11 protein-coding genes are annotated in these 13,997 nt (G+C 60.6%); 8 read left to right on the forward strand and 3 right to left on the reverse strand.

From position 1 onward, the window contains the following. Positions 1-247 precede the first annotated feature (247 nt). Positions 248-1,021 carry an IclR family transcriptional regulator domain-containing protein gene (locus tag PQQ53_RS24165; protein WP_408145291.1) on the reverse strand — a complete coding sequence of 258 codons (774 nt, stop codon included), beginning with the start codon at positions 1,019-1,021 and terminating at the stop codon, positions 248-250. A gap of 146 nt (positions 1,022-1,167) precedes the next feature. On the opposite strand from PQQ53_RS24165, the gene PQQ53_RS24170 reads away from it, so the two are divergent. The 4 genes from PQQ53_RS24170 (at position 1,168) to PQQ53_RS24185 (ending at position 6,396) form a co-directional block, all read left to right on the forward strand. Then, positions 1,168-1,977 (forward strand): shikimate dehydrogenase family protein, encoded by an 810-nt coding sequence (locus tag PQQ53_RS24170; protein WP_408326866.1) that lies wholly within the window; start codon positions 1,168-1,170, stop codon positions 1,975-1,977. A gap of 149 nt (positions 1,978-2,126) precedes the next feature. Continuing rightward, complete coding sequence (locus tag PQQ53_RS24175; protein ID WP_408326717.1) at positions 2,127-3,536, forward strand: MFS transporter; 1,410 nt, start codon at positions 2,127-2,129, stop codon at positions 3,534-3,536. 805 nt (positions 3,537-4,341) lie between these two features. After that, positions 4,342-5,142, forward strand: a complete 801-nt coding sequence (locus tag PQQ53_RS24180; RefSeq protein WP_408145297.1) for a hypothetical protein — start codon at positions 4,342-4,344, stop codon at positions 5,140-5,142. Between the two features lie 57 nt (positions 5,143-5,199). Beyond that, complete coding sequence (locus tag PQQ53_RS24185) at positions 5,200-6,396, forward strand: DUF3300 domain-containing protein (protein ID WP_408145299.1); 1,197 nt, start codon at positions 5,200-5,202, stop codon at positions 6,394-6,396. A gap of 40 nt (positions 6,397-6,436) precedes the next feature. Here PQQ53_RS24185 and PQQ53_RS24190 read toward each other — a convergent pair whose 3' ends face one another. Further along, entirely contained in the window at positions 6,437-7,258 is an 822-nt protein-coding gene (locus tag PQQ53_RS24190) for a bile acid:sodium symporter family protein (protein WP_408326720.1), read from the reverse strand. Between the two features lie 123 nt (positions 7,259-7,381). After that, positions 7,382-7,783 (reverse strand): YidH family protein, encoded by a 402-nt coding sequence (locus PQQ53_RS24195; RefSeq protein ID WP_408145303.1) that lies wholly within the window; start codon positions 7,781-7,783, stop codon positions 7,382-7,384. A 529-nt stretch (positions 7,784-8,312) separates the two neighbouring features. On the opposite strand from PQQ53_RS24195, the gene PQQ53_RS24200 reads away from it, so the two are divergent. From PQQ53_RS24200 to PQQ53_RS24215, 4 genes are all read left to right on the forward strand, one after another. Next, entirely contained in the window at positions 8,313-9,653 is a 1,341-nt protein-coding gene (locus PQQ53_RS24200) for an anaerobic sulfatase maturase (protein WP_408155483.1), read from the forward strand. Positions 9,654-9,809: 156 nt separating this feature from the next. Continuing rightward, complete coding sequence (locus tag PQQ53_RS24205; RefSeq protein ID WP_408145307.1) at positions 9,810-11,300, forward strand: arylsulfatase; 1,491 nt, start codon at positions 9,810-9,812, stop codon at positions 11,298-11,300. Between the two features lie 890 nt (positions 11,301-12,190). After that, entirely contained in the window at positions 12,191-12,760 is a 570-nt protein-coding gene (locus tag PQQ53_RS24210) for a BPSL1445 family SYLF domain-containing lipoprotein (protein ID WP_408155455.1), read from the forward strand. Between the two features lie 123 nt (positions 12,761-12,883). After that, a complete protein-coding gene (locus tag PQQ53_RS24215; RefSeq protein ID WP_408155453.1) occupies positions 12,884-13,987 on the forward strand; it encodes an AI-2E family transporter in 1,104 nt (367 codons plus the stop codon). Positions 13,988-13,997 lie beyond the last annotated feature (10 nt).

Genomic DNA, 13,997 nt, shown 5'->3' on the forward strand with positions numbered 1-13,997 from the left:
GAAGACTCGTTCGTCAACGACGAAAGCTGACATTCGCCGGCCCCCGGTGGCGAATGCCGGCGACGCGACCTGGAACGGCGACACGTTTCCCGATCGGCCACCGTCGGCCTAGGGCGGCTTCCAGACGCCTCGACGTGAGCGACCTTGAGCGCCGCCGTCCACGAGCACGCACGGGCAGCGGCTATTACCCCCCTGGCGCTGTCTTCGACCACAACTGCTACGGGCGTGAACCGGCTAATGGATGGTCTTAGATATCGATGATCGGCCGAAGCAACGCCTGCCCTTCATAAAGGTAGCGCAGATACCGCTCGCGAATATCCGCCGGCGTCATCGATGACACCTGCATCGTGATCGTCAGGCTCGCTCGCATCTCGCCGCTCCGGTTAGTCAGCGGCACCCCGAGAATTCGCATACCCACTTCGTATTCCTGATCCAGCTCCACGTAGCCCTGCGCGCGGACCTGGGCAACCACCCCCTTGATGTCGTCGATCGACATGCGGGTAAACGGCGTCAGCGGCTGCAGGTCGACGCGCGTCAGATAGGCGTCGAGTTCGTCGTCCGGCATCGACGCCAGCCATAGCCGCCCGCTGCCGGTGCAATACATGGGCAGCCGAAATCCCTGACGGATCGACAGCGACGATACGTTGGCGACGCGGCTGCGGACGATATGCACGACCTCGTCGCCATCGCGCACCGCGACCGACACGTGTTCGCGTGTTTCGGTCGCCACCTTCTCCACGATCGGCCGGAGCATCCTCGGCAACCGCGCCGAATCGACATAGGCCTGCCCGAGGCGCAGTGTCCTCGCCGTGAGCCAGTAATGACGGCCATCGGTTTGTGCATAGCCGTCGTGCACGAGCGTCAAAAGAAAACGCCGCGCGGCGCTCTTCGTCAACCCGGCAAGCCGGGCCGCGTCGGGCACGCTGAGCCGGGGTGTTTCGTCGGTAAAGAGCTGAATCAGCGCCAACCCTTTCTGAAGGCCGACGATCAGATCGCGTTCATGGATCAGCGGCGTTTTCATCGGTTCCTATCGTGTAAGCATTAAAACGACGCGATTATCGCATCAAGTCGCCGATAAGCGGGCTATTCGCCTGATTCCGGCGTTGCCCGGGCTCGCGCCTCGCCGCATCATCAGCGCTCACTTACAACGCTCTTCCGGTGCAATTCATGATCAGCGGCACGACCGAACTATTGGCCATCGTAGGGTCCCCCATCGCGCAGGTGAAATCGCCGCACAACTTCAACGTTTGGTTCGAACGGCATGGCAAGGACGCTTCGATGATTCCGATCGATCTAGAAAGCGGGTCGGTGGATCAGTTCATCGAGGCGATGCGCGCATGGCGCAATCTGCGCGGCTGCGTCGTCACCGTCCCGTACAAGCAGGACATGGCGAGGCGCGTCGATCAGCTGAGCGATAGGGCGAAGGCGCTCGGCTGCGTGAACGTGATTCGCCGCGAAGCGGATGGCACGCTGATCGGCGACATGGTCGATGGCGATGGCTTCATGAACGCCGCACGCCCTCACGGCTTCGAGCCAAAGGGCGCGCGTGCGCTGGTGATCGGTGCCGGCGGCGTGGGCAGCGCGATCGCGTGGTCACTCTGCGAACACGGTGCCGCGTCGATCACGTTGACGGACCTGGACGCCTCGCGCACGCAGCGGTTGCGCGCATTGTTGGCGACGCATTACCCGGGTGTCGTGACCGGGTCGGATTTCGCATCGCTGGCGTCGTTCGATCTCGTCGTCAATGCGTCGCCTGTCGGCATGAGCGGTCATGAGATGTTGCCGCTTCCGCCGGAACAGATGGCGACGTTGAATGCCGGCGTCCTCGTTGCGGACGTGGTCACCTCGCCCGATGTCACGCGTTTTCTCGAGGTCGCGCGCGAAGCAGGGTGCCGCATCCAGACCGGCGCCGAAATGGCGTTGGCGCAATTCGGCAACCTCGGCGCGTTCATGAAGATGACGCCACTGGAAGCCTGATCGTCGTCGGCTCACTGACCTCGAACGACGCATGCACGGCCCGGCATCCGAACCGGCCTGCATGTCGCAGCAGCGGCAACACGGGCAAGCCCGCCGCGATGGATCGGTTCGCCATGGCGGCACATCAAAACCAATCAGGAGACGCAACGATGCAGACTCAACACGCAGCACCCCATCCGTCTGCGCAGCAGACCCGGCGCGCGACAGCCAGCGGCTGGATCGGCTCGGCACTCGAATACTATGATTTCTTTATCTACGCGCAGGCAGCGGCGATGGTTTTTCCGCAGCTGTTTTTCCCGTCCGGCAACCCGAAGCTCGCGATCGTCGCGTCGCTTGCGACCTACGGCGTCGGTTATGTCGCGCGGCCGATCGGCGGCTTCGTGCTTGGGCGGCGCGGCGACACGCATGGGCGCAAGCATCTGCTGTTGCTGTGCATGTTCCTGATGGGCGTCTCGACGTTTGCTGTCGGACTGCTGCCGACCTACCATCAGGTCGGCGTTCTCGCACCGATCGCGCTCGTCGTGCTGCGTCTCATCCAGGGCTTCGCGGTGGCGGGCGAAATTTCCGGGGCCAGCTCGATGATTCTCGAACAGGCACCGTTCGGCCAGCGCGGCTTTTACGCCAGCTTCGCGTTGCAGGGCACTCAGGCCGGTCAGATCTTCGCCGCCGCGATTTTCATGCCGCTCGCCTACTACATGCCGGCTGACGCGTTCGCGTCATGGGGCTGGCGCATTCCGTTCCTGCTGAGCGCGCTCGTGCTCGCTGCCGGTTTCGTGATTCGCCGCAAGGTGTCGGAATCGCCGGCGTTCATTCAGGAGGATTCGAACGGCGGTGTGCCCGCATCGCCGATCGCCGTCGCGCTGCGCGAAAACTGGCGCGATATCGTGCGCATCGCGATCATGGCGCTCGCAGCGGTGATTGCGATGGTCGCAACGATCTTCGGTGCGGCGTACGCGGTGCAACCGTCGTACGGGATCGGCTTTCACGCGAACACGTATCTCGTGATTCCGCTCGTCGGGAACCTGGTCGCCGTGCTCGTGATTCCGTTTGTCGGCAAACTGTCCGACCGGATCGGGCGGCGGATTCCAGTGATCGTTGGCTCGGTCGGCGCAGGGTTGCTGTCGTACGTGTATCTGTACGCGATCAGCGCAAAAAATGCACCGGTTGCGATCGTCACGTCGGTGCTGATGTGGGGTGTGATCTATCAGGGATTCAACGCGGTGTTTCCGAGCTTCATGCCCGAGTTGTTCCCGACTCGTACGCGAGTGTCGGCCATGTCGATCGGACAGAACATCGGGATGGCATTAACGGCGCTGCTGCCATCGCTGTTCGCTGCGATTGCTCCGCCCGGAACAAAAGATATCCCGCTTGTGATCGGCACCGCGACACTCGTGATCGCTGGCCTCGCCGCACTCGCCGCCTGGACCGCGCGGGAGACATATCGCACGCCGCTGGATGAACTCGGTGCGCCAGGTGTCGCCACGAAGGCGCTGCCGGCGACTTCAACGCTGCGCGAAGAATCCGCGCAGGGCACGGCAGCGGTCGGCCGCTCACGCTGACGGCGGTGTGGATTGCGCAAGCGCTTGCGCAGCCGCGCGTCCGTTGCCGTAGCCTACGAAGCAACGTGCTCGGACCCAATCGGACTTTGGTCAGTGTGAGCCTGCGGCCGCAAGATGTTGCCTGGGAATGCCGAGCATCGAGGCCACGCAGAACGTATGGGACCAAAGTCCGATAGTGCTACGACGAGGCGCGGCATATCCTTGGGAAGGACTTCGGTTCGCCAGTTCGCCAGTTCGTGAGTCGAGGATCAAAAGCCACCTTAAGCGCGGCTATCCCTCGTCGCACGCGCCGCGCATCGCAAGAGGCGAAGCAATGAGCGCGTTTGATCTCGGCGTGATCGTGGCCGGATCCCGCTTTGGTAACAGTGCGGCTGCGTTGCGAGCCACAGGAAAGGGACATCGCGCGGCAATCCCGGAATCAGAACTATGCCGGGTCGACGAAGATGCTCCCACGTCCAATTGATCCGGATATGTCGATCTACGTGAAGCGCTTAAGGGTGCTCACCCAAGGAGCCAGGTCCGACTGGTATTGCGTGCGACTAGTCTTTTTCGGCCTAGGTTGAGTGCCTCTCGCTTGCGCCGGCTGGGTGCAGTACACATCCACCGCAGCCGCAGTCCTACATGCCGAACACAGGCGCCTCTGCCAACGCTCCTTGCCCTCATGGAACGCTTTGGATCGAACAGCCTGCATACGTGCAATCCGTTTTTGCACTGCAGGGGCAGGACTTGAACCGGATGGTCGCGGGCAAGTGAATCGATTGGGCGTGCCCGGCAAACGCACGCTGGCCTGGATGAGGTTGCAGACATGCAAACGAAATCGTCGCGGCGAATGGCAGCATGGGTGGTGGGCGCATCGCTGAGCGTTCTGACAATACCGGCACACGCTGCGGATCAGGCGGCGGATCAGTCGGCATCGAGCACGCAGGGAGGCTGGCAGTTCTCGTTCACACCGTACCTCTGGCTGGCAGGGCAGAGCGGCAATGTCCGTGTCGGGCACGTCATTCCCGGCCAGAACGTAGACGCCCACTTCTCCAATATCTGGCGCGATCTCGACTTCGGCGTGATGGGCACGTTCGAAGCGCGCAAGGATCGCTGGGCGATCATCGTCGATGGGTTCTACGTGAACGTCTCGACCACCTCGGACCCGATACTCGGCGGGAAGCTGGGCACGGCACGCTTGCAACTGGACAATGGAATCGTTCAGGTGGCCGGTGCCTACCGCATTCTCGCGAGCGACAAGACACCGGTGGACCTGATTGCCGGCCTGCGCTATACGAACCTCAACGCCAAACTTTCCTTCTCTTCCAGCCCCGAGTTTCCGGACGGTATCGATCGCAGCACGAGCGTCGACTGGGTTGACGGCCTGGTGGGCGTGCGGGGCATTTACCGCTTGACGGACAAGTGGTCGGTCATGGGCTACGCGGATGTCGGTACCGGCGGGGCCAAGTATTCGTGGCAAGTGGTGGCGTCGGTGTCGTGGGATGCGTCGAAAACCATTGGTGTGACCGCCGGCTACCGGATACTCGCGCAGGACTACAACACCTCATCCTTCTACTACAACGTCAGGACGGCGGGTCCATTTGCCGGCGTGCACATCAGGTTCTGAAACATGGATGCCGTACGTGTTCTGGTAAATGAGCACGCGTCGTAGGAGTACAGGATCGTGAAACCAATCGGAGCACGCGTGCGAGGTTTCCTTGCGATTGGCGCGGCGTTGATTGCGGTGCTTTTCATCGCCATAGCGTTACCCACCATGGCCACGGCGCAATCCGCGGCTAAAGTCTCCAACCAGCAACTCGATTCGTTGACCGCGCCGATTGCGCTCTATCCCGATCCATTGCTGGCGCAGGTACTGATGGCCACGACGTTTCCGCAAGAAGTCGCAGCCGCCGCTGCCTGGTCGAAGACGAACACACAAATGACCGGCGACGAAGCCGTCAAGGCCGTCGCATCGAAACCCTGGGATCCGAGCGTGCAGTCGCTCGTTGCGTTTCCGCAGGTGCTCGCCACCATGGCGTCGAAGCCTGAATGGGTGAAGCAGATCGGCAACACGTTTCTCGCCCAGCCGAACGACGTGATGGATTCCGTCCAGCGGCTGCGCAAGCAGGCACACGAGGCGGGCAATCTGAAATCGGGCGAGCAGCAGAAGGTGGTGGTCGCGCAGAGCACCATCCAGATTCAGCCTGTGAATCCTCAGGTCGTGTATGTGCCGACTTACAACCCGGCGTACGTGTACGGGCCGTGGCTCTATCCTGCCTATCCGCCAGTCTATCTGCCGCCGCCGCCCGGCTATGCGGTCGCCGCCGGTTTCGCAACGGGAATTGCTTTCGGTGCCGGCATCGCGGTGACGAACGCGCTGTGGGGCGGCTTCGACTGGAACAATCACGACGTCAACGTGAACGTGAACCGCTACAACAGCATCAACGTCAACAACCGCATCAGCGCAAGTGCCAGTACCTCGACATGGAACCGCAACGCGAACGTCGGCGGTGTGCAAAACAAACCTTACCGTGGATACGACACCTCACGCACCCAGGCGATGCAGACCTTCGAGAGCCGCACCGGCGAGAATCTCTCGGGTTCGGCGAGCCAGCGCTTGCAGGCTATCGACAAGGGCGGCTTCAACGCGAGCGATCTGAAAAGCAACGCAGACTATGTGAATCGCGACAACGCGCTGCGCGACGCCGGCGATGGCACCGGCGCGCGTGAGGACCTGCAGCGCGGCGAAGCGAGCCGCGGTTCGCTGGCGGGCAACTTCGGCGGTGCTGGCGGATTCGGTGGCGACCGCTTCGGAGGCGCGGATCGATTCGGCGGAGGTGGCTTTGGCGGTGGCGGATTCGGCGGGCGTTTGCGCCGCTAGCGAGTGACCGACCGACTGCCGTACCCACGTCACGAAGAAGCTAGCGTCGCCGCCAGGTCAGGTAAATGCTCGACACTATAAATGCGGTGACGAAATACGCAACGACAAGTACGAGTGTCTTCACGCCGGCAAACTCCGTTGCGACGATCAGCGCAACGCCAACATGCCGGGTTGCGCAGGCGGTGGCCAGCGCCGTCCGGTCGTCCGGGTTGGGTCCGCCAAGAAGCTGACCGATGAGCAGTGCGAACAGGATCAGCATGACGAGTGTGAGCATGCCAGGCCAGGTGAGACCCGCCAGGTGCTCCCGGTGAATGACCAGCAGGGCGATGGCGGACGCCACGAGGACAATCCCGGCAATCATGAGCACCCGGTCCGACAGGCGCGCCGACGAGGCCGGGAACATGGCGCGCGCCGCCATGCCGATCATGATCGGCAGCAGAATGGTTTTGGCGATGTCCAACACGACCGTGCTTGTGGACAGGTCGACCGTTACGTCGAAGTAGGCGGCTAGCGATGCCGCCCACACCGGAACGACGACAATGGCGACGAGCGAGGACGTGATCAGCAGGCTAAAGATGTATTCCTGACTATTCAGTTTCTTGAGCCTTCTGGAAAGCAGCGGGGCGCCGGCAGACACGGCGATCACCAGCATCGCCGCCTTGACCCCGCGTTCGATGGGCATGATCAGCACAAGGCCGAACGCGACCGCGGGAACGAGCAGATACATTGCCGCAAGAGAACGGAATAGGAGCCCGGGCCGCCGCCATAGATAAGTCAGCTCGGAAGGCGAAGTTCCCGCACCGACGCCAGCGATAAGCACGGCGATGGAAATCTTCAGCAGGATCATCACGGTTTCAGTCACGACACTGGCACCTTCGAATAGGTACAGCGACCATGTGATCGCGAGCGCGCTCGATCCGTCAAAGCATTGATTCGCGAATCCCTGCTGGCGCGGCCGCGGCTGTACGCTGCGACTTGCGTAGGCTCAGAGCAACCTGATGATGATGCTCAGAAAGACGAAGCTGCCCGAACAGGCCATCACCAACGCGACGAAAAAAGTGGGCCGCCAGATGCTGACCGGTTGATACTCGCGCAGACCGACGATGCTTCGCCAGTACTCGATCGTGCCGAGCACCATTGAAATCGTGCCCATTCCCGTGAGAAAGAGGCCAATGCTTCGAGGGCTATGCGGATGGGCCAGATGAACGCCCGCTTCCGTGAATCCCTCGAGTACCTTGTAGATCGTAAAGCCGAAGCTGATCATCGAAAGCGCGGTACGAATCCACGCCATCAAGGTACGGTCGGCTGCCATCAGCGTGCGTACCGTCGCGAGGTCAGTGCGGTCCCCGGCCAACTGGTTCGATGAGCGCGCTTCCACGTTAGCCACACCACTCTCCGGATGGGTTCGTCAGCCCGGTTGGCAGCAGCGAATTCCGGGTACAGTCACAAACGACGATCGAGGCGTTCACATGCGTCAACGTTAATCTAGTTCATGGGAGGCGCGATTGCGAGCTGCCGAACTTATGTATCTGCTTCTATAAGAATGATGTCGGCGGCGTTGCCAATATTCAACGCTTTGTGCGCTTGAATGGTGTGCGTATTAATCGTCATGAACGACACAGGCATGTTCGCGCAATGCGTTTTATTCGGGAATCACGAAATTGCGTTTGCATTCCGGACGCAAGCTGCCTTAAATACGAATCACGTTTGTGTCTGCGCCCCGCACCCTTCGGATACGTATCCGCTGAATTGTTGAGGCGCCTGGCGGACGGCGCCGCAAAAAAGATTTTGTCACGCTGACAATCAAGGGGATTACGGCGATGGAAGCCACGTTGCTGTCTCGCACTGCAACATCGAGTATCGAGGATCTTCAGAGCGCCGAACGCCGACCAGAGGATGCGCCGCCGTGCTTTCATTTGCTGGCCAAGCCAAGCGGCTCGACTTGCAACATCGACTGCAAGTATTGCTTTTTTCTGTCGAAAGAGGCGCTGTATCCCAACGAGAAGCACCGGATGTCTCAGGCAACGCTGGAGACCTATATCCGCCAGCTGCTGGAGTCGCATCGCACCCCTGAAGTCACGGTCGCGTGGCAAGGCGGCGAACCCACGCTCATGAAGGTCGAATTCTTCAGGCAAGCCGTCGAGTTCGTCGAAAAGTATCGTCGGCCGGGACAGGCGGTGAAGCACACCTTTCAGACCAACGGCATTCTTCTCGACGACGAATGGTGCGAGTTTTTCAGGCAGCACGACTTTCTTGTGGGCCTGAGTGTCGACGGCCCGCGTGAACTGCACGACACCTTTCGCGTCGATCGTCGTGCGCAGGGTACTTTCGACCTGGTCATGAAAGGGTGGAACCAGCTGCGCAAGCATGGCGTCGAGTTCAACATCCTGTGCACGGTCAACGCCGCCAACCAGCACCATGGTCGCGAGGTGTACCGCTTCTTTCGCGATGAACTCGGCGCACGGTGGGTCCAGTTCATTCCGATCATCGAACGCGCGACGGAACAGACCATCGAACTGGCGAATCGGGGCTGGAGCGAACAGCCCGGCCGCCAACGCGTGTTGTACACACAGACCGGCAATCGGGTGACGGAACGTTCAGTCGGCGCAAAGCAGTATGGCCTTTTTCTCATGGACATCTTCGAAGAGTGGGTGCGCCACGACGTCGGCCGCGTCTTCGTGCAATTGTTCGATGTCACGCTCGAAGCTTTGTTCGGGCGCCATCTGTTGTGCATTCACGCTCCGACCTGCGGCCTCGGCCCCGCGCTCGAGTACAACGGCGATCTGTATTCCTGCGATCACTTTGTCGAACCCGGATACCGCTTGGGCAATATTCACGAAACGCACATGTTGAAGCTCATGGCGTCGCCGGAACAGCGCAAGTTCGGACTGGACAAGCGCGAGTCGCTGACCGCGCAGTGCAGGCGTTGCGAAGTGAGGGCGCTGTGCAACGGTGGATGTCCGAAGGACCGCTTCGCGCTTTCACGCGATGGCGAGGCAGGGCAGAACTATCTCTGCCCCGGGCTCGAATTGTTTTTCACCCACTCGCGCCATGCGATGCAAACAATGGCCAGGCTCCTTCGCGAGGGCCGGCCTCCGTCCGACGTGATGGCGATGACCGCGATCGAAGACAAACGGCGCGGCCCGTATGCGCCCTGTCCGTGTGGCAGCGGCAGGAAATTCAGATTCTGTCACGGCAATAACGCACCGCAGCGCTCGTTCGAGCCGGCGAGCAATGACGGGAGGCGCATCTCCTGATAGGAGCGATGTGCCCAAAGACGTCCGTGGCCGTCACATCCTGCGCAGAGCAGGGCTCAGCGAGCGTCGTGCTGGCTCGGCTCGGTGATGGGTGCAGCCTCTTCGCCCGCCCGCGCACAGCTGACCGGGCCTTACCTGAAAGGAGTGGAAGCAATCATGGCGACAAAGCAACCGAATATCCTGATTCTGTGGGGTGACGATATAGGATGGTGGAACATCAGCTTCAACAGTCGTGGGCAGATGGGTTATCGCACACCGAATATCGATCGCATTGCCAATGAGGGTGTGGCGTTTACGGACTACTACGCTCAGCAGAGTTGTACGGCGGGACGTGCGGCATTCATTACCGGGCAGAATCCGGTCCGCACGGGGCTGACCAAGGTTGGTATGCCGGGGGCCGATGTCGGATTATCGGCTGAAGACCCCACTATCGCGGAGATGCTCAAGCCGCTTGGCTACGTCACCGGGCAGTTCGGCAAGAACCACCTGGGCGACAAGGACGAGTTTTTGCCGACCATGCATGGGTTCGACGAGTTCTTCGGCAACCTGTATCACCTGAATGCGGAAGAGGAGCCTGAGGACCCTGACTATCCGAAGGATCCAGCATTCAGGAAGCGTTTTGGTCCGAGAGGCGTGCTCCACTGCAAGTCGGATGGCAAGGGTGGTCAAACGATCGAGGATACCGGTGCGCTGACAAAGAAGCGCATGGAGACGATCGATGACGAAACCACCGAACGTGCCTGCACATTCATCGATAAGGCTAATAAGGATGGCAAACCGTTCTTCCTCTGGTACAACACGACGGCAATGCATTTCCGGACCCACTGTGCCGAGAAGCATAAGGGAAAGAGCGGACAGGGAGAATATAACGACGTGATGGTGGCGCACGACGAGAACATCGGCAAGATGCTGGCGAAACTGGATGACCTGGGAATTGCCGACGATACCATCGTCATGTATTCGACGGATAACGGACCGCACTTCAATAGTTGGCCAGATGCGGGAATCACTCCATTCCGCTCTGAAAAGAATACCAACTGGGAAGGAGGGTGGCGCGTTCCTGCGTTCGTCCGATGGCCGGGGAAGTTTCCTGCCGGTACGGTGCTTAACGGTATCGTCACGCACCAGGACTGGATGACGACCCTTCTCGCGGCGGCCGGTGAACCGGAGATCAAGGAGAAGCTGCTTAAGGGGCACAAGGCCGGCGGGAAAACGTATAAGGTGCATCTGGACGGTTTCAACATGCTCCCGTATCTGACGGGAGAAGTGAACGAGAGTCCGCGCGAGTCGTTTTTCTATATCAGTGACGACGGCGACGTGATGGCAGTCCGTGTGCGTGACTGGAAAATGGTATTGCTGGAACAGCGTGCCAAACAGTTGGCGTGCTGGGCGGAACCCTTCGTTCGGCTGCGGATTCCGAAGATGTTCAATCTTCGGCGGGACCCGTTCGAGCGCGCGGATGAAAGCTCCAACACTTACTACGACTGGATGATCTCCCACGCCTATCTGCTCTACGCGATGCAAGCGGTCGTGGCGTCGCAGATCGACAACTTCAAGGCGTATCCTCCGCGCCAGAAGCCTGCGTCATTCAATCTCGACGCCGTGATGCGACAACTGGACGATGCGGGCGGCGGTGCCCATCATTGAGCGGCGGCGAACAGGCGGAAAGGGAATGGGCCCGGCGATCAGCCTGATCGCCGGGTGCCTTCGGCCGTTGCAGTGCTCACTTTACGTAACTGAAAGACCACCTTCATAAGGCTTCCTGAGTTCTTCGGGAAGTTCGGCCAATTCATTCAGACTGCCAGCGTATGTCATGGCCGCATTGCTCGCCGTGTTTGTGCGCAACGGCGAGGCGTCGACAGCGATCGGCAATGACGATCACCTGCCGTTAGCGTACGTGTCGAGACCTGATGTGCGGCGCATACACATGCCACGAACGGACGGCTATTAACATTTTTCGAAGAATCGGTGACGTCACTATCGGTGGTTGGCCAGCGATAAAGACAGGCGGGGACATGGGGCCGTTGGCGGCGCGTGACAGTGCGTCACGCGGCCCGCGTCTGGTCATTCCGCAATGGATGACGAAGAGAACAGGGTTTGGTGCTAGTAAAGCGCCAGTCGGTCGGTACTTCTCGCCTCGGCATACGACCAAGGTCCAATATCGACCGCCCTGCCTCAGGCCTATCCTTGATCCGATGCAATTTTGTTCGGCGATCGCCATGTCGATGTCGGCAGGCCTGTTGCGGACCGTGGCACATGCGTACCGGTTTGACATCAGCGACATGTCGAGCCCGCGTGGCCCAATCTCCCAGAGCTGAAAGACTTCCCATCACGACGTTGATTAACTCGTCCGAACGCGTTGACGCAGAGAGTCCAGAGAGGATGCCTGCGGAGAAGCCGCTACCGCTTCCCTTCGTGATTTACGCAAACCCTCAGCCAGCATGAGTTCGTTGCTTCAAGCGTTTTCAATAGATGTAGACAAGCATTCTCATGTGCGTCGGATCCAGCTCTGCCGCACTTCATCGGAGGAGAGTCTCATGGAACGTCGTGCCTTCTTATCGCTCACGGGCATCGCACTGGCCGCCTCGCTGGCCGCTTGCAACACGACCTCGACACCGACGGAAGCGGCCGGCAAGCGCCAGGAAATCGACGCCGGCGTCGATGCCGCGCTCAAGAAGCTGTTCAGCACGACGCCGGGCGCGCAGGCGCAGGCAGACAAGGCCAAGGCCATTCTCGTGTTTCCTTCGGTGATCGCGGCGGGACTCGTCGTGGGCGGCGAATATGGCGAAGGCGCGCTCCGTCAGGGAGGCAAGTCCGTCGGCTATTACAAGACCAGTACCGCGTCGTTCGGCCTGCAGATTGGCGCGCAGTCCAAGGCAGTGATCATGATGTTCATGACCGATGACGCGCTCCAGAAATTCCGCACGAGCGACAAGGGCTGGACAGCCGGCGTGGATGGTTCGGTAGCGGTGGCGAAGACGGGTGCCAACGGTACTCTCGACACGGCAACGACCAATGCGCCGATCGTCGGTTTCGTGCTGACGAACTCGGGCCTGATGGCCAACCTTAGCTTTGAGGGCACGAAGGTCAGCAGGCTGGACATCTGATGCCTGCACTGAACTGCACTGCATGACTGCGCGGCGGCATGGTTCTGTTCCGACTGCCATGGTGATGGACGTGCCTTGGATTGCCGCCAGCGGATTCTCAAGATGATCTGCGGGAGGCAAGTGATGCTGCTCACACCGATTACCGAACGGGTTCAGTCCAGAGAATTGCTCGATGTGCTGATTCGCGCAGGACTGGTTGCCGTTCTGGCCATTTTCTGTTTCCGGATCTTCGTCCCGTTCCTGAACCTCATGGTATGGGCGTTGATCCTCGCGATTACGCTGTATCCGCTTCAGGTCAGGCTGCGGCGTACGCTCGCGAACAAGGATGGTTTGATCGCGACGCTGATCATCCTCGTCGCGTTCGGCATCATCCTCGTGCCGACCTATCTGCTGGGCGTCGCGGTGGCTAATTCGATCGAGCATGGAATGGCCATTTTCAAGAGCGGCGACTTCCAGATTCCACCTCCGGACGAATCGGTGGCTGGCTGGCCGATCGTTGGCCAGCGTGTCTACGACTTCTGGCAGCAGGCTTCGATCGACCTCACAGGGTTGGTGCAGAAGTTCGCTCCGCAACTCAAGGAGGCCGGTCTCGCTGTGCTCGGAACGGTAACCGGGCTGGGCGCGGGTCTGCTGATTTTCTTCGTTGCCCTGATCGTTGCCGGGATCTTGATGGCGCATGGCGAGAAAGGCCACAACAGTGCAGTGCAGATTGCTTCGCGCATCTCCGGTCCCGAGAACGGCCCGCAAATCACGGAACTTTGCACGGCCACGATTCGCGCGGTCGCTCAAGGCGTGGTGGGGATCGCGTTCATCCAGATGCTGCTCATCGGCATCGCGTTCGTCCTCATGGGGATTCCCGGCGCGGGCCTGCTCGCACTGGCGGTGCTGCTGATCGGCATCATGCAGTTGCCCGCCACGCTGATCACGGTTCCCGTGATTGCGTTCGTGATCGTCACGCAAGGCGTGAGTACCATGACGGTTATCTTCTCGGTCTACGTGTTCGTCGCGGGACTTGCGGATAATGTGCTCAAACCATTGCTGCTGGGCCGCGGCGTCGCCGTACCCATGCCTGTGGTGCTGATCGGCGCGCTCGGGGGCATGGTGACGGGTGGCGTCATCGGCCTGTTCATCGGGCCCGTCATGCTCGCGGTGGGTTATCAGCTGTTCTGGCGATGGGTCAAAGACCAGGGGAAGCCGGCGCGCTTAAAAGAAGAGCATCACGCCTGATGCTTGCGGA

It is taken from the genome of Paraburkholderia strydomiana, assembly GCF_046030495.1.
Lineage (GTDB): Bacteria > Pseudomonadota > Gammaproteobacteria > Burkholderiales > Burkholderiaceae > Paraburkholderia > Paraburkholderia strydomiana_A.